This is a genomic window from Rhizobium sp. WSM409 (assembly GCF_057653825.1).
The window spans coordinates 3,440,252-3,456,537 of record NZ_CM172794.1 but is presented as its reverse complement, the minus strand read 5'-3'; the positions used below and the strand labels follow the sequence as shown (position 1 = coordinate 3,456,537).

General features: G+C 61.3%; 15 protein-coding genes. 8 read left to right on the top strand and 7 right to left on the bottom strand.

Going from position 1 to position 16,286, the window contains the following annotated elements; translation table 11 throughout:
• The first annotated feature begins 41 nt into the window (after positions 1-41).
• The gene (locus AC25BC_RS17210; RefSeq protein WP_012758760.1) at positions 42-1,523 is read left to right on the top strand and encodes a lipopolysaccharide biosynthesis protein; all 1,482 of its coding nucleotides are present in this window, start codon (positions 42-44) and stop codon (positions 1,521-1,523) included.
• Between the two features lie 50 nt (positions 1,524-1,573).
• Positions 1,574-2,401 carry a glycoside hydrolase family 16 protein gene (locus tag AC25BC_RS17205; protein WP_012758759.1) on the top strand — a complete coding sequence of 276 codons (828 nt, stop codon included), beginning with the start codon at positions 1,574-1,576 and terminating at the stop codon, positions 2,399-2,401.
• 131 nt (positions 2,402-2,532) lie between these two features.
• Here the strand turns inward: AC25BC_RS17205 and AC25BC_RS17200 are convergent, their stop codons facing one another.
• The 6 genes from AC25BC_RS17200 to AC25BC_RS17175 form a co-directional block, all read right to left on the bottom strand.
• Positions 2,533-3,606: an ABC transporter ATP-binding protein gene (locus AC25BC_RS17200; RefSeq protein ID WP_012758758.1), complete on the bottom strand. Its 1,074-nt coding sequence runs from the start codon at positions 3,604-3,606 to the stop codon at positions 2,533-2,535.
• Positions 3,603-4,532, bottom strand: coding sequence for a PfkB family carbohydrate kinase (locus AC25BC_RS17195; protein ID WP_012758757.1), 930 nt, complete (start codon positions 4,530-4,532; stop codon positions 3,603-3,605). Before AC25BC_RS17195 ends, AC25BC_RS17200 begins: the two co-directional genes overlap by 4 nt.
• Positions 4,533-5,555 carry an SIS domain-containing protein gene (locus AC25BC_RS17190; RefSeq protein ID WP_128438270.1) on the bottom strand — a complete coding sequence of 341 codons (1,023 nt, stop codon included), beginning with the start codon at positions 5,553-5,555 and terminating at the stop codon, positions 4,533-4,535.
• The gene (locus AC25BC_RS17185; protein WP_012758755.1) at positions 5,552-6,397 is read right to left on the bottom strand and encodes a carbohydrate ABC transporter permease; all 846 of its coding nucleotides are present in this window, start codon (positions 6,395-6,397) and stop codon (positions 5,552-5,554) included. The genes AC25BC_RS17190 and AC25BC_RS17185 overlap by 4 nt, the downstream gene beginning before the upstream one ends.
• Entirely contained in the window at positions 6,397-7,281 is an 885-nt protein-coding gene (locus AC25BC_RS17180) for a carbohydrate ABC transporter permease (RefSeq protein ID WP_012758754.1), read from the bottom strand. Before AC25BC_RS17180 ends, AC25BC_RS17185 begins: the two co-directional genes overlap by 1 nt.
• A 73-nt stretch (positions 7,282-7,354) precedes the next feature.
• Positions 7,355-8,593, bottom strand: a complete 1,239-nt coding sequence (locus AC25BC_RS17175) for an extracellular solute-binding protein (RefSeq protein ID WP_012758753.1) — start codon at positions 8,591-8,593, stop codon at positions 7,355-7,357.
• 223 nt (positions 8,594-8,816) lie between these two features.
• Here AC25BC_RS17175 and AC25BC_RS17170 point away from each other — a divergent pair, with 223 nt between their 5' ends.
• The 5 genes from AC25BC_RS17170 to AC25BC_RS17150 all read left to right on the top strand — a co-directional run bounded on the left by AC25BC_RS17170 (position 8,817) and on the right by AC25BC_RS17150 (position 14,892).
• Positions 8,817-10,022, top strand: a complete 1,206-nt coding sequence (locus tag AC25BC_RS17170) for an ROK family transcriptional regulator (protein WP_012758752.1) — start codon at positions 8,817-8,819, stop codon at positions 10,020-10,022.
• Between the two features lie 360 nt (positions 10,023-10,382).
• The gene (locus AC25BC_RS17165; RefSeq protein ID WP_012758751.1) at positions 10,383-11,738 is read left to right on the top strand and encodes an extracellular solute-binding protein; all 1,356 of its coding nucleotides are present in this window, start codon (positions 10,383-10,385) and stop codon (positions 11,736-11,738) included.
• 222 nt (positions 11,739-11,960) lie between these two features.
• A complete protein-coding gene (locus AC25BC_RS17160) occupies positions 11,961-12,845 on the top strand; it encodes a carbohydrate ABC transporter permease (RefSeq protein WP_012758750.1) in 885 nt (294 codons plus the stop codon).
• 10 nt (positions 12,846-12,855) lie between these two features.
• Positions 12,856-13,770: an ABC transporter permease subunit gene (locus AC25BC_RS17155; RefSeq protein WP_017995013.1), complete on the top strand. Its 915-nt coding sequence runs from the start codon at positions 12,856-12,858 to the stop codon at positions 13,768-13,770.
• A gap of 12 nt (positions 13,771-13,782) precedes the next feature.
• Entirely contained in the window at positions 13,783-14,892 is a 1,110-nt protein-coding gene (locus AC25BC_RS17150) for a sn-glycerol-3-phosphate import ATP-binding protein UgpC (RefSeq protein ID WP_012758748.1), read from the top strand.
• An 86-nt stretch (positions 14,893-14,978) separates the two neighbouring features.
• On the opposite strand, the gene AC25BC_RS17145 is transcribed toward AC25BC_RS17150, so the two are convergent.
• Positions 14,979-15,452 (bottom strand): cupin domain-containing protein, encoded by a 474-nt coding sequence (locus AC25BC_RS17145; protein ID WP_003542461.1) that lies wholly within the window; start codon positions 15,450-15,452, stop codon positions 14,979-14,981.
• A gap of 266 nt (positions 15,453-15,718) precedes the next feature.
• Between AC25BC_RS17145 and AC25BC_RS17140 the strand changes: the two genes are divergently transcribed.
• The gene (locus AC25BC_RS17140) at positions 15,719-16,261 is read left to right on the top strand and encodes a carboxymuconolactone decarboxylase family protein (protein ID WP_128438269.1); all 543 of its coding nucleotides are present in this window, start codon (positions 15,719-15,721) and stop codon (positions 16,259-16,261) included.
• The last annotated feature ends 25 nt before the right edge of the window (positions 16,262-16,286 follow it).

The following is a 16,286-nucleotide window of genomic DNA, read 5'->3' as shown; positions in this document are numbered from 1 at the left end:
GAAACCGTCTCAATTCGCCGACGAGGAATAGAAAATAGATCATGTCAAGCGTATCTCAGAGGACGGCGACGGCGAGTATCTGGACCATCAGCGGAAAATTCCTGGCGCGACTGCTCGATTTCGTCAGCCTTCTGATCCTCGCAAGGCTTTTGAGCCCAGCGGATTTCGGCCTTGTCGCCATCGCGACCTCGGTTCTGGTCATCGTCGAGACAATCCTGGACCTGCCACTGACGCAGGCCCTGATGCGTCAGCCGTCGCCTTCGGACGATATGTTTGCCACCGCCCTTACCCTCAGCCTGCTTCGAGGCGTGGCCATCAGCACGCTGATGATAATCGTCTCCTGGCCGATGGCTTTGATCTATGACGATTCCCGGCTTTTCTCTCTTGTCGCCGTGCTCTCCATCGCGCCTGCCATGCGCAGTGTGATCAGCCCGCGCATGGTTCTCTTCATGCAGCGGTTCGATTTCAAACGCGAGTTTGCACTCGATCTCATCACCAAGGGGTCGACACTGCTGTTCGGTGTCGGGGTGGCGGTCGCGACCGGCAGCTATTGGGGACTGGCGATCGGCGCGGTTGCAGGCCCGACCGCCGCGGCGATCACCTCCTATGTCTTTGCGCCGATGCGACCGAGGTTCAGCCTTTCCGAGTGGAAGCACTTTCAGGATATGATCAGCTGGAACACCGTGTCGCAGGTGCTGAGTTCGATCAACTGGCAACTGGACCGGCTGCTTTTGCCGCGCTTTACCGGCTTGTCGACGTTCGGCGCCTTCAGCGTCGCCGACAATATCGCCGCTATTCCATACCAGACCTTCGTCGGGCCATTGTTGCGTCCGCTGATGGCGGCATTCTCGACCGTCGATGACCGTCGTAATCTGATCGCTGCCTATCTGAAGGCGACGAACGCGATCACCTTCGTGGCAGCGCCCATCCTCATCACGCTCGCTTTTCTTGCCGAGCCGGCCGTGCGGATCATCGTCGGCGAGAAATGGGCATCCGCCGCGCCGATTCTGCAATGGCTGTGCATCGTCAGTCTGCTCGGTCTTCCCACGAACATGATGCCGCCATTGGCGATGGTCCTGAACAAAACCCGCTATCTCGCTCTCCGGATGTTTGCCGAGTTCGCCGTCAGGGTTCCGGTCACCATCCTGGGCATTGTCTATTTTCAGGTAGCCGGAGCGTTGGGCGCGCGGATCGTGGCGGTGCTTGTCGCCTATGTCGCATCGCTCATCATTACGCGGCAGCTGATCGGCGCGACGTTTGCCGCTCAGTTGTATGCCTTTTTACGGCCTCTGGCCGCGAGCTTGCCGATGATCGCTTTCCTGCTGTGGATCGAGCCGATGCTCTCCGCCATGCCTGTCGGCCTCAACCTTGTCGTCAGCCTGGCGCTTTGCGGCGGGGCGGCAGTAGCGATCTTCTGGGCCTTCGCGTTGCTGCTGTGGCAGGTTGTCGGAAGGCCCGACGGCATCGAGACCATCGTCGTCCAAAGGCTCATGCCGCGACGAAACGGAGTTCTCACCTTTTGATCGAGACAAGTGTAGTCCAACGATTGGTTTGGCGTTTTCGGAGGAGCAGAATGCGTTACGGGATATCTTCTAAGGCTCTGGGTTTGCTCATCGTTCTCGGTCTGGGGGCGTTGCCCGGCCAGCCCAGCGTGGCTCAGCAACCACTCAATATCAATGCGTATCAGCTAACGTTCGAGGAGAGTTTCGACAGTCTCGACGTCTCGGCCTGGGGAGAGAGAAGCTCCCGCTGGATCGCCCATACGCCCTGGAACGGCGATTTCGGTGACGCCCGTTTCACCGATCCGGCCCCCGGCTTTCCGTTTACCACCGATCAGGGAATTCTGAAGATCGAGGCGCGCAAGGAGGCCGATGGAACCTGGCGATCGGGCCTGTTGTCGTCGGTGAACCCGAAAGGCGAAGGGTTCTCGCAGCAATTCGGTTATTTCGAAGCACGGATGAAGCTGCCGCCGGGCAAGGGAGTCTGGCCAGCCTTCTGGCTCATCGGGCTCGATCGGTCGAAATACACCGCCGAAATCGACGTCCTGGAATATTATGGGCGCGCGCCCTACGAATTCAGCATGGGCTTCCATATCTGGCGTCAGAGCCAGGGCGGCCAGAACACAACTGGTGGCCATTGGCAAACCGTCCAGGACGGAATTCTGAACAGCGAATATCATACCTACGGCGTCGATATCCAAGCTGACAAGACGAGCTTTTATCTCGACCGTCAGTTCATCTGGAGCTTCGACACGCCGAAGGAGTTCCACATGCCGTTCTATCCGCTGGTGAACCTGGCACTCGGCTCGGGTTGGCCGATCGATGAAACGCCCAATCCTTCCATCCTGCTTGTCGACTATATTCACGTCTACCAGCGGAAGCCCACCGACGCGGCAAATTGAACAGCCGACGGGATAGCCGTTCCGTCGCTAAAGCGCGTCGCGATCTTTCAGATTCGCTCCTCGCGCTTTAGGTCCTTGTTTTTACGCATGTCGTTGTCGCAAAACCGCTGCACACTTTTGCGCGACATGCTCTAGCGGCCGCAGCTGAGGCCGGTTTGCGGGTCGAAGAGATGCATTGCTTCCTCGTCGAAAAGGAGGGTGAGCTTTTCATTGTCGCGGATTGGCGTGCGTGGTGGCAGGCAGGCCATCAGGCGCTGATTTCCGGCAAGGGCGGTGACGACGAGTTCCGGGCCGGTCAGCTCTGCGACTTCAAGGATTGCCTCGATCGACGGGCCGGTGCCGTCTGTGCGAAGCGCCTCGGGACGAATGCCGAGGATAAAGTCGCGGCCATTGCCGGCCGTCTCGCGGAAACGAGCGGGCAGGGGCAGGCTGACATCGGAGCCTGAAAGCGCCAGGCGACCGTCACGCGCCGTTGCCTTCAGCAGGTTCATCGGCGGCGCGCCGACGAAGGTCGCGACATAGAGCGTTGCCGGATGGTTGTAGATCTCCTCCGGCGTGCCCAGCTGCTCGATGCGGCCGTCGCGCATGACGGCGATGCGGCTTGCAAGCGTCATCGCCTCGATCTGGTCATGGGTGACATAGACGACCGTGGTCTTCAGCATCTGATGCAGCCGCTTGATCTCGGTGCGCATCTCCATGCGCAGCTTGGCGTCAAGGTTGGAGAGCGGCTCGTCGAAGAGGAATACCTCCGGCTTGCGCACCAGCGCACGGCCGATGGCGACGCGCTGGCGCTGGCCGCCGGAAAGCTGGCTCGGCTTGCGGTCGAGGAGGTTTTCGATCTGCAGGAGCTTTGCGGCGTCGCGCACGGCATTGTCGCGCTCCGGCGCCGGCACCTTGCGCATTTCCAGGCCGAAGCCGATGTTCCGGTGCACCGTCAGATTGGGATAGAGCGCGTAGGATTGAAAGACCATGGCGATATCGCGGTCCTTCGGATGCACGCTGAGCACCGAGCGGCCGCCGATCCTGACATCGCCGCTCGTCGCCTCGGCAAGGCCGGCGATGATGTTCAGCAGGGTGGACTTGCCGCAGCCGGAGGAGCCGAGCAGCACCAGGAATTCGCCGCTTTCCAATGAGATGTCGATGCCTTTCAGCGTCTCGACGTCGCCATAGGTCTTGCGGATATTCTGAATTTCGAGCGCGCTCATCGCACAGGCTCCTCGGGAGATGACGGGCCGTCATAGTCGCGGGGAAGGGTGGATATGGCGCGCGAGGCGACTGCGGTTCCCGCCTCCAGACAAGAAATCAGCGGCTCATCGCTTGCGAGCGCGGCAAGGAAGGCGGCGTTGAAGACATCGCCGGCGCCGATCGTATCGACGACCTCGACAACGGGTGCCGTCACCGAAACCAACAGGCCGTCCGGCCCGATCGCGAGAGCGCCGTCCGGGCCGCGCTTGACGACGATGATCGCACCCTCCGGCATATGCGACCTGATGTGACGGGCCGCCTCGACCGGATCGGCAATGCCGGCAAGTGTCGTTGATTCGACCTCGTTCAGCAGCGCGATACCGCTGCGGGAGAGCCATGCGCGTGTCGCTGCGCAATTCTCGTCTGTCCAGCCGTCGAGTGGCCAGCCGGTATCGAGCGCGACGGTGATGCCATGGCTGTCGGCCCAGTCAAAGAAGGCGTCATAATCCGCTGTCAGGTCATCGGTCAGGAACGAGCCGCAGAGAAGGGCGTAGCCGCCCTGCAGCCTGGCACCCTCGATGACGGCGAAGACATCTGCCAGGCTGAAACGCGGCAGGTGGCCTTTTGTCGTGAAGAAGGTGCGCTCGCCGTCCGGATGGGTGATGCCGACGGAGAGCGTCGTTTTCTCCGGACGTACCGGCCACTTGTCGGAACGGTGGCCGAAGGCTTCGCTCAGCCAGCGGCCGAACTGGTCACTGCCGATATTGGCGGAGATCTCGAATTCGACGCCAAGCGCTTGCCAGGCGAGCGCGCTGTTGCCGGCGGCTCCGCCAACCCGTAACTCGTCATGATCGACGATGATTTCCGTCCCGGCCTTCGGCCAGGGGGCGGCCGGTCCGAGGATGAGGTCGATGTTGACGTTGCCGATGACTGCAAGCGGCCGCATTCATTCGCTCCGGGTGATCTTGGTGGATCGGACCGGCGTTCCGGCATTTTCCACGCGGGCATCGGCAAAGGCGATCATCAGCCGCTGGGCGACCGGCAGCATGGCGAAGATCGCGGCAAGGCCGGTTGCCGGGGCAAAGCGGATCGTCACCGCGCCGGCGACCGCCGCTTCGCCCGAGGCGTCGAAAAGGATGACGGGGGCGCCGGTCTCGACGGCGGATGTCGCCATTGCCGTCACCAGGCCGGCCGTCTCGTCGAAGCCACGGAACAGCACGACGCCGATCTCCGGCCCCAGCATTTCCATCGGCCCGTGGCGCAACTGGCCGCCTTCGAGCGAGAAGCAGGGACGGCGCGACAGTTCCGTCAATCCGAGCGCCAGCCCCTCGGCGATACCCTGCAGCCGGCGGCCTGACGTGACGATGGTCGCGACATTTTCGAGGGCGGTGAGCGCGGCGGCGATGTCATGGTCTTCCGGCGTTTTGAGGGCGGCAATCGCGGCGTCTGGATCGTCACCGAGGGTGGCGAGGATTGCCAGATGCAGGGCGAAGGTCACCGTCAGGCTCCGGGTCGCGGCGAAGGCAAGCTCGGTGCCGCCGGTGCCGATGAGTGACGGGGCGGCGCTTGCGAGGAAGGAGCTGCCTTCGAGTGTCAGGCCGAAGGTCTCCTCGGTGCCGCCGGTTTCGTTGAACCAGCGCACGACCTCGGCGCTTTCGCCGGATTGCGAGGTGACGAAGATCGTCCTACCGGCGATCGGCAGCGGCTGGCCGAGCTGCTCGGACAGCGGCATGGCGACGGTATCAATGCCGAGGGCACGGTAGAGTGGCTCGACGGCGCGGTTGACGGCATGCGAACCGCCCATGCCGATGAGCAATAGCCGCCCGGTCCGCTTCAGCGAGGCGGCGGCCCTCGTGGCCATCGGCTGGGCCGCTTCATAGGAGGAGATCGCATCGGCATGCTGGCGGGCCATTTCGCGATCGATCGCGGCAAGTCCGGCCGGCCGGGGTCTTTCTGCTGTCATGTTCATCCCTTGACGCCGCCGCTGGTGAGCCCCGAAATCAGGGCGCGTTGCATGACAAGACCGATCAGCACCGGGGGCAGGGCGGCGAGCACGCCTGCCGTCGCGATCAGTCCGTAATCGGAAACGCGGCCGCCGGCGAGATCGGCGATGGCGACGGTCAGCGTCTTGGCGCGCTGGTCCGAGGTGAAGAGCAGCGCATAGAAGAATTCATCCCAGGCAAGCAGGAAGGCAAAGAGGCTCGACGTCGCCATCACGGGGGCGGCGAGCGGCAGCGTGATGATCCTCAACGTCTGGAACAGGCCGGCGCCGTCGATCATCGCCGCGGATTCGATCTCGCGCGGGATGGAATCGAAGCCCGATTTCATCAACCAGGTGGTGAAGGGCGCGAGAATTGTCAGATAGACGAGGGCGAGGCCGAAGACGTTGTTCAGCATGCCGAGATGGGAGAGGCCCATATAGAGCGGCACGGCGAGCGCCACCGGCGGCAACATGTAGGTGGCGATCACCATCGATAGCGACCAGCCGACCGAAGGTGTGCGCGACACAGCCCAGCCGGCCGGAATGGCGAGCGCGATGGCGGCGATCGTCGCCATGCCCGCCACCTCGATGCTGTTGCGCAGCGACGAGGTGAAGGCGGCGCCGGCGCTGTTTTCGATCGTCGAGAGCAGTACGCCGTAGCGAGAGAAATCCACCGTCTGCGGCCACCAGCGCAGCGGCTTTGCGGCAAGGTCGGCGGCCGGCGAGATGCTCATGATGAACAGCCACAGGATCGGCGCCAGGATGACGGCGGCAAGCAACAGCGCGCAGAGATGAATGAAGACAGAAAAGAGCGGGCTCTGGCGTTCCATCAGGCCGCACTCCCGGCGGTCTTGCGCACCAGAGCGGCGTAGGCGGCAGCAAGCAGCGTCACCAGCAGCGTGACGATCAATGCCAGCGATGCGCCCGAACCTGCCCGCTGGAAGGAGAAGGCTTCCTGATAGACGAGGATCGACAGCGTGCGCGTGCTGTTGGCCGGGCCGCCGCGGGTCATGACCCAGATGATGTCGAAGACCTTGAAGGCTTCGATCGTGCGCAGCACCAGGGCCACCATCAGCGGGCCGGCGAGATAGGGCAGGATGACGAAGCGGAAGCGAGCGAAAGCGCCGGCGCCGTCGACCAGCGAGGCGGCGGTGATGTCGCGCGGCACGGCCTGGAGGGCGGCCAGTGCGATCAGCGCCACCAGCGGGAAATTCTTCCAGCAGTCGGCGACGATGAGGGCCGCCAGCGCCGTGCCCGGTTCGCCGAGCCAGGAGCGGTAGGCCTCCAGCAGTCCGAGTTGGGTCAGCGCGGCGTTTAGCGCGCCGTATTCGGGATTGTAGATCAACCGCCAGAGTGTGGCGTTGACGACGGTCGGCAGTGCCCAGGGCAGGATCATCAGGGCGCGCAGCGCGGTGCGGCCGCGAAACTGCTGGTTCAGCAGCAGGGCTGCCAGAACGCCGATCGCCATTTCGGCGGCGACCGAGACGATCGCGAACCATGCGGTGGTGATCAGCGTGCGCTGGAAATTCGAGCCGGTGATCATCTTCGCGTAATTGTCGATGCCGACGAAGTTTCCTTCGGTGCCGACGAGCTTGGCATCGGTGAAGGAGAGGCCGACGGTATCGATCAGAGGCCAGCCGATGACTGATATCATGACCACGAGAAGCGGCAGCATCAAAAGCCACGCGCGCGTTGTCAGCCAAGTGCCCGACATCAAGGCGACCCTTCTTCATTATCGGTTTGGAGACCGGGCGACGGCGGGCGCCGCCCGGGGTTTCATGGCTTAATCAGAGGCCGCTATTGTCGGCCGCCGACTTCAGCGCATCTTCGGGAGAGGACTGGCCGAGCAGCGATTCCTGGATCGCCTGTTGCAGCGCGGTCGAGAGCTCCTGATATTTCGGCGTCGTCGGACGCGGATACATCGCGGCAAGGCCGATCTTGGCGGCGGAGATCAATTCTTCCTGACCCTTGGTGACATCAGGGTCCTCATAGGAGGACGCCCAGATCGGCAAGCTGAGCTTGGCATAGGCATTCTGCGTCGCCTGCGAGGTCATGAAGGTGATGTATTTCCAGGCCTCATCAGGATGCTTGCTGGCCGAGGTGATGCCGAGGCCCATCGAGCCGTTGACGGCCGAAGCCTCGCTTTTGCCGGCAACACCCGGCGCCGGCACGACGCCGACCTTGCCTGCGACCTTGCTGTCCTTCGGATCGTTGGCCATGTTGTACATGTAGGTCCAGTTCAGCGCGAAGGCGGCATCGCCGTTTTCGAAGACCTTACGGACGTCCTCTTCGAGGAATTCCTTGGAGTTCGGATTGGTGAGGCCCGAGGAATAGCTGGAGACCATGTATTTCAGTGCATCGAGGCCACCGCCGGTCTGGAAGGCCGGCTTGCCGTCCTTCAGGAAATCGCCGCCATAGGCGCTGACGAGCGTGGTGTAATCGCAGATCGCGGCTTCGGCCTGCGACCAGCTCCAGGCGATCGGCGTGGCGAGCAGGCCCTTGTCCTTGATGGTCTTTGCCTGTTCGGTCAGCTCGTCCCAGGTCTTGGGCGGAGTCTTGATGCCGGCCTTTTCGAGGATCTCCTTGTTGTAGAACAGGTATTTGGTGTCGAGGATCCACGGCATGCCGTAATATTTGCTATCATATTGCACGGTGGTCCAGGCTCCCGGCAGCACACCTTTCTTCATCTCGTCGGTGACGCGAGAGGAGACGTCGACCAGCACCTTGTTGCTGGCGTATTCTGCCGGCCAGATGACGTCGAAGAGGACAACGTCGTAACCGCCGCCGGAACCCTGCGCCAGCACCGTCTTGTCGTGCAGGCCTTCATAGGGAACGAATTCGAGATTGACCTTGATATCGGGGTTCGCCTTGGCGAAGGCGTCGGTCATGGCGCGCACATCGGCCTCGCTATAGGCGGCCTGGGCCATGAAAAGCGCGTTCAGCGTCGTTTCGGCGAAAGCATGCGGCGCAAGGGATGCGCCGATCAATGCCGCACCGAGAAGCGTCTTGTTAAGGGATTTCAGCATTGCAGCCTCCAGTTTTTGACATTTACGCATTGCCGAGGGCGGTTCTCCGCCATCGGTGTTCGAGCAAGCACGCGCGGAAAGCGTGCCGGTTCGTCGTCTCGGAGCGTCGTTGGAGCCGTTGCCCGCCTCCTGCGTTCCCTGGAACTCTCCGGTTCCTCATTAAGTCAAGTGTATTGACTTATTACTTCTTCAACATTCTATTGGAGTCAAGAGGGAATTGCACATGAATGACAGCCGCCCGATCCGGGCCAAGAGCGGCACCAATCACGAAGGCACCAGCGCACATAACCGGCGCGTGATGATCGATGCCCTGAGGATCAACGGCGCGCTTTCACGCGCCGATCTGGCGCGGGCGACGCGGCTGACCAAGCAGACGGTGTCCAATATCATCGAGGAACTCGAGCGCGACGGTCTCGTCAGTTCGCAGGAGGCGGTGAGAAGGGGCAGGGGCCAGCCCTCGACACCCTATGGCCTAGTGCCCGAGGGCGCCTTTGCGATCGGCCTGCAGATCGACCGGCATGTGACGCGGGCGGTCGCCGTCGATCTCGTCGGCAGTGTTCTCGTGCGTGATGAGGCCGGGCTACCACCTGGAGGTCCGTCGAATGGGACGAAGGTCATCCTCGACCTCGTCGCCGGCATACGCTCAAAGCTTGCCGGGGTCGTCCAGCAGTCGGAAAAGCGGCTGGTTGGCCTCGGCGCCGCCATGCCTGGGCCTTTCGGGGTTGCCGGCAGCGGTGACGATCCTTGGATGATGGAGGCCTGGCAGAAATTTCCGTTGTTGGAAACGCTGACCGCCGGCACCGGGCTCGATGTCGGCCTGCAGAACGATGCGGCGGCGGCGGCGACCGCCGAGCGCATGGTGGGAGTTGCCCACGGCCTCGACCACGCCGTCTGCCTCTTCGTCGGCTATGGCATCGGCGCCGGCCTCATTCTGAACGGCGAACTCTACCGCGGCACCAACGGCAATGCCGGCGAGATCGGCATGGCGCTGCTGTTTGCCGACGGCAAATCGACGCCGCTCGAACATCGCGCCTCGCTCGCCTCGCTCTATCAGCATCTATCGGTCGATCCCGCCGACCCTCATCTCCACGCACGTATCAACGATCTTGCCTTGAGAGGCGATCAAAGCATCGACGCCTGGGTTGAGGCGGCCGCTGTGGACCTGCGCTGGAGCATCCATCTCATCGAGACGCTGTTCGATCCGCAGACCGTCATCCTCTGCGGCAGCGCGCCGGAAGCGCTGGTGAACAGGTTGATTGCGGCAATCGGCCCATTGCTGCCCTCGATCGCCGAACGTAGTGGCCGGACGCTGCCGCGCCTGCAGTCCGGCATGGCCGATCCCTGGTCGGTGGCGCTTGGCGCTGCGGCCGGACCGATCAGCCGTGCGTTCGATCCGCGTTTTGCTGCAATTTTGAAGGATTCCCTTTGATTTGGAGGCTGAAACCGGGCGTTGCACAGCAGTGTAAGGGCAAAATGCGGCTGTTTTGCAAGTTTCGTTCCAGCTGCGCGCGCGAATAAAGGCGCTTCTTTCCAATATAATTGAACATTAAACGCGTTCTAAAATTGCGTTTATTTTAATGTAGATATATAGTATTTCAAATAGATTTGAAATCTATACAAAAGTTCTTTAAATATTTCCCGAAATGTTACGAATAATGATTGTATGACTGCTTTGTGACAACTGGAATTGGAACATTTCATGTCATGTAATATTCATTGGCGGCGGCAATTTCAACCAGCTAATAGGGCGTGCGCTGAAAGTGCGCGTCCTTTTACGTTCGAGGTTCTCATGCAAGCCAAGCTTCTCGGCGCCGTTGGCGCCCTTCTCGCTACAGCGTTTCTTGCTGGTCCCGCTGCCGCCGCCGATAAGACCAAGATCGACTTCTGGTTCGGCAATTCCGGGGACATCGCAAAGCGTGTCCAGGAGCAGTGCGATCGCTTCAACCAGTCGCAGGCCGACTACGAAGTCGTCTGCACCAGCCAGGGCAGCTATGACGCCTCCCTGCAGAACACCATCGCCGCCTTCCGCGCCGGCAAGCAGCCGACCATCGCCCAGGTCTCCGACGCCGGCACCCTCGACATCATGCTCTCCGGCGCCTACTACCCGGCAAACAAGCTGATGACCGACATGGGCTATACCGTCGACTGGAAGGACTATTTCTCCGGTATCTCCGGCTATTACGCGACATCGAAGGGCGAGATGTACTCCTTCCCCTTCAACTCCTCGACCGCTCTTCTCTACTGGAACAAGGACGCCTTCGCCAAGATCGGCAAGGATCATGCTCCGGCAACCTGGAAGGAAGCAGGCGAGGACCTCAAGGCTCTGAAGGATGCAGGCTATGCTTGCCCACTCGGCTTTGACATCTCCAACAATGAAGTCTGGCAGTACATCGAGCAGTTCGAAGCCGTCAACGGCGAAGCGATCGCCACGAAGAAGAACGGCTTTGAAGGTCTGGACGCCGAGCTGGTGTTCAACAAGAACCCGCTTCTCGTCAGCTACGTCAAGGATCTCAAGTCCTGGTACGACGACAAGCTTGTCGTCATCAAGAACAAGGCTGTCGGCCAGACCTTCGTCGAAGCCTTTGCCGCCGGCGATTGCCAGGTCATCCTGACCTCGGTCGGCGACCACGGCAATGTCGGCCGCACCGCCAAGCAAGGCATGAACTGGGACGTTGCCATGCTCCCGACCTACGGCGACGCAGCCCGTCACAGCTCTTACGTCGGCGGCGCTTCGCTCTGGGTTCTGCAGGGTCACTCCGACGCCGAATACAAGGCTGCCGCTGCCTTCTTCAACTTCATCGCAAAGCCGGAAGAAGCTCTTACCTGGTCGACCGTTACCGGCTACATCCCGGTTCGCAACTCCGGTTTCGAATATCTGAATAAGCAGGGCTTCTACGGCAAGGCGCCTTATGCCGGCCGCGAACTCGCCATTCAGAGCCTGACCGCTTCTCCGGCTGGCGATGCGGCTCCGCAGGGCATCCGCCTCGGTGGCCTGCTGCAGGTCCGCACCGAAATCGCCAATGGTCTGCAGGCAATCTTCGTTAACAATGCCGATGTCCAGGCTTCGCTCGACAGTGCTGCCGAACGCGGCAATACGCTGCTCCGTCGCTTCCAGCAGACCTACAAGAACGTTCAGCTCCCCTGATCGCTTGGATAATGAGCCGCACCCGGCCCGCGTTTTGCGCGCCGGGTGCGTCTTTGTAAGTCTCAAATTGTCGCGGATGCGGCCTCGCCGCGCACGCCTAAAGCGCGCCGCAATCTTTCCGGTTCGCTCCTCGCGCTTTAGATCTATATTTTGACGCATGTCGCTACAGCAAAACTGCTGCGCGACATGCTTTAAACCAAACCAGGACGAAAACGACCACTCATGGAAAAGCGCGTCACTTTCTCCTCGACGACGATCGGACTGCTCTTCGCATTTCCGATGCTGTTGCTGATCTTCGTCTTCTTCTACTGGCCGAGTGCGCAGGCGCTCTATTGGGCGTTCACGCTCGAGCAGCCATGGGGCGGCGGTAATGCCTGGGTCGGTTTCGACAATTTCAGACAGCTGCTCACCGATCCTGTTTATTGGGACTCGATCACCCGCAGCATGATCTTCGGCTTCAGCTCGACGGCCATTGCCATGGGGCTGGCGCTGATCCTGGCGCTTTTGACGGATCGGGAGCTGCGCGGCCACAAAGTCTATCGGTCAGTCTTCATCTGGCCTTATGCAATTGCCGCTCCCGCTCTCGGCCTCGCCTTCCGCTTCATCCTGGCGCCGGAGGCCGGCCTTCTGTCGGTTATCAACCACGTCTGGCCCGGCCTCTGGAACCCCGCACTCGACGGCAAGGACGCGATGATCGCCGTCATTGTCGCCTTCTCCTGGAAATATATCGGCTACAACTTCATCTTCTTCCTCTCGGCGCTGCAAGGCATTCCGCGCTCGCTGATCGAGGCCGCCGCAATGGACGGTTCGGGACCGATGCGCCGTATCTGGGATATCCAGCTGCCCCTGCTGACGCCGACGCTGTTCTTCCTGCTCGTCATCAACATCACCGAGAGCTTCCAGGATTCCTTCGGTATCGTCGACATCATGACGCAGGGCGGCCCGGCGCGTGCCACCGAGCTCATGGTCTACAAGATCTATTTCGACGGCTTCAGAGGTCTCGACTATTCGGGCGCCGCAGCGCAGTCCATCATCCTGATGGTGCTGGTTGTCCTACTCACCATCTTCCAGTTCCGCTTCATCGAGCGGCGGGTGCACTACAAGTGAGGTCGCGGACATGATCGAACGCACGCCGATATTCAACTTCATCTGCTATAGCCTTCTCGCGCTCGGTATGGTGATCGCGCTTTTGCCTTTCGCCATCGTCATCATCGCGTCGACGCTTGATCTGGAGACGGTCAATCGCGTGCCGCTGCCGCTGACGCCGGGCTCGCATTTCTGGGAAAACGCTGAGACCGCCTGGGTTCGCGCCGATCTCGGCAACAAGCTATTCCACAGCATCATCTTCGCCGCAACCGTCGGCGCCGGCAAGGTCATGCTGTCTTCCATGGCAGCCTTCTCGATCGTCTACTTCCGCTTCCGTGGCCGGTATGTGATTTTCTGGATCATCTTCATCACGCTGATGCTGCCGCTGGAAGTCCGCATCGTGCCGACCTATTCGATCGCGGCCAACGCCCTGCAGCCTTTCCAGACGATCCTCGACGTCACCGGCATAAGCTGGCTCGTTGCGCAGATCACCGGCATCCAGATCAAGCTCGAATGGGGTCTGCTGAATTCCTATCCCGGTCTCGTTTTGCCGCTGGTCGCAACCGCGACCGGTACCTTCCTCTACCGGCAGTTCTACCTGACGGTTCCGGACGAGCTTGCCGAGGCCTCGAAGATGGACGGATCAGGCCCGGTCCGGTTCTTCTGGGACATTCTTCTGCCGCTCTCTCGCCCAAATATGATCGCGCTCTTCACCATCATGTTCGTCTGGGCCTGGAACCAGTATCTCTGGCCGCTGCTGATCACCACCGATCCGAATTTCGGCATCGCCGTGACGCAGCTCAAGACCCTCATCCCGTCCGAATTCGGTCTGCCCGACTGGAACGTCGCCATGGCCGGAACCCTGATCATCATGTCGCCGCCATTGATCCTCGTCATTCTGATGCAGCGCTGGTTCGTACGCGGCCTTATCTCCACCGAGAAGTGAAGGAGTATTCCCTTGGCACCGATCTCCATTCGTGGCGTGAAGAAAAACTACGGCAAGACCCCCGTCGTTCACGGCGTCGATCTCGACATCCAGTCGGGCGAGTTCATCGTCATCCTCGGCCCATCCGGCTGCGGCAAGTCCACGCTGCTGCGCATGATCGCCGGCCTCGAGGAAATCACCGGTGGTGAAATCGCCATTGACGGCCGCGTCGTCAACCAGCTGGAGCCGCGCGAGCGCGGCTGTGCCATGGTGTTCCAGAACTATGCGCTTTATCCGCATATGAGCGTTGCCGAGAATATCGGCTACGCATTGAAGGTGGCCGGTGTCTCGAAGGCAGAGCGGAGCCGGCGCATCGGCGAGGTCGCCAAGGCGCTCAGCCTCGAACCCTTCCTCGAACGCCGGCCGGCCGCTCTTTCCGGCGGTCAGCGCCAGCGCGTCGCCATGGGCCGGGCGATGATTCGCGAGCCGAAGGTGTTTCTCTTCGACGAACCGCTGTCGAACCTTGACGCCAAGCTGCGCATTGCCATGCGCGCTGAAATCCGCCGCCTGCACCGCCGCCTCGGGGCCACTTCGATCTTCGTCACGCATGACCAGACCGAGGCGATGACGCTGGCCGATCGGCTGGTGGTAATGAACGGCGGCAGGGTGGAGCAGGTCGGCACGCCCGAAGAGGTCTATCATCATCCGGTCTCGCGCTTCGTTGCGGGCTTCGTCGGCACGCCGGCGATGAACCTGCTCGAGGGCACGATCAATGACGAGGGCGTCTTCGTCTACGATCAGAGCCGCATGGTGGCGCTGCCACGCGAGCGCGCCGCACCGCTGAAAGGCAAACGCGTCGTGCTCGGCATGCGTGCCGAGGCCGCCCGGCTGGTGGCCCCGGATGCGCCAGGCGCCTTGGTAGCAACGACCGATTTCATCGAAGAGCTCGGCGCAAGCCGCATCGTCCACGCCGATTTCGACGGGCTACCCTTTGCCGTGGCGCTGACTGAGGCCGTGAAGGTGAAGTCGGGCGATCCGATCGGCATCGCGATCGATTACGACCAGATCCACCTCTATGCCGCCGATACCGGCCGGATCATCGAGAAGCCTGTTATGAACAGCGCAGGCGTCGTCCACGCCTAAAGCGGTCTGCGACGTTCCTTTGCTATGATCTTGGCAGAGCGTTCGGCGGCTGAGGATGTCAGCCGCTTGCTCGACGGTGAATTGCTCTAACGGTGGATCGGGTCGATCCAAGCGACGTCTTCCGGCTTTTCGACCGGCTCGATGTCGAGGTTGACGACGACCGGTTCCTGACCTGATCGGACGAGCACGCATTCCAGCGTCTCGTCGCGGCTGGCGTTGATCTCCTGATGCGGCACATAGGGCGGAACATAGATGAAGTCGCCGGGGCCGGCCTCCGCGGTATACTCCAGATGCTCGCCCCAGCGCATGCGGGCCTTGCCCTTGACCACGTAGATGATGCTTTCGAGATCGCCGTGATGATGGGCGCCGGTCTTGGCGTTGGCATGGATCGTCACCGTGCCGGCCCAGATCTTCTCGGCCCCGGCGCGCGCATTGTTGATCGCGGTCGCGCGGTTCATGCCTGGCGTCTGCGCGGTGTTCGGATCGAGCGAATTGCCGGGAATGACCTTGACGCCATGTTCCCGCCAGTCGACGTGATGATGCTCGTGGTCGTCGCCCATGCCTTGCCTCCACCTTCGATCTGAGCAGTCTAGGCGGGCGTCGAGCAGCGGCCAAGTGGATTCACGGCTGCCCGGGGTTTCATGAGTGCGCCTGCAAGCGTTCTCGATGACTGCCGGATGCTGATATATCTGATTGGCACGAACATGCCGGCTGGTCGCCCCAGGCGGAATAGTTTTTGTCGAAAGTCGGAAAAGCTAGACGAAGTTGGACTGCACAATATGTCGGCACCTCGATAGCTTCTTTGCACAACGAAAGAGCCGAGCCGATGAGCCACCTCCCGCAGATCGATTACGACACCGCCTCGGAAGAGGTTCGTGCGGCGCATGACGAGGAAGTCAGGCTGCGCGGGCGCATGACCAACATGAAGCGGACGCTACTGCACTCGCCGGCCGCTCACCACATCTATGCCGAATGGTTCACGCTGCGCGCCGAGCTCGATCCCGCCATCAGCGACCGGGAAATCTGGATCTTCTCGCATGCGATCTCGAAGGCGGCGAAATCGAAGATCGCCATCACCTTCTTTCGCCGGGCGCTGATCAACAAGGGTTTCGATCCTGACGCGCTGGAGCTTTCCGAAGAGGAGGCGCTGCTGGACGCTTTCGGTAAGGCGATCGTTACCAATTCCAACGCCGTTCCCGCCGAAATCTGGGCGAAGCTGAAACAGCGCTACGAAACCAAGGTGCTCGTCGATCTCGTCGCCTTTGCCGGCATCATGCTTGCCACCGCCGTCTTCAACAATGTCGTCGAGGTCGATTTCGACCCCGAGCTTGAAGCTTTTGCCGAAGGCAACAGTTCATCCGCATCCTGAATTTCAAAGATCATTTGAGGGAGTC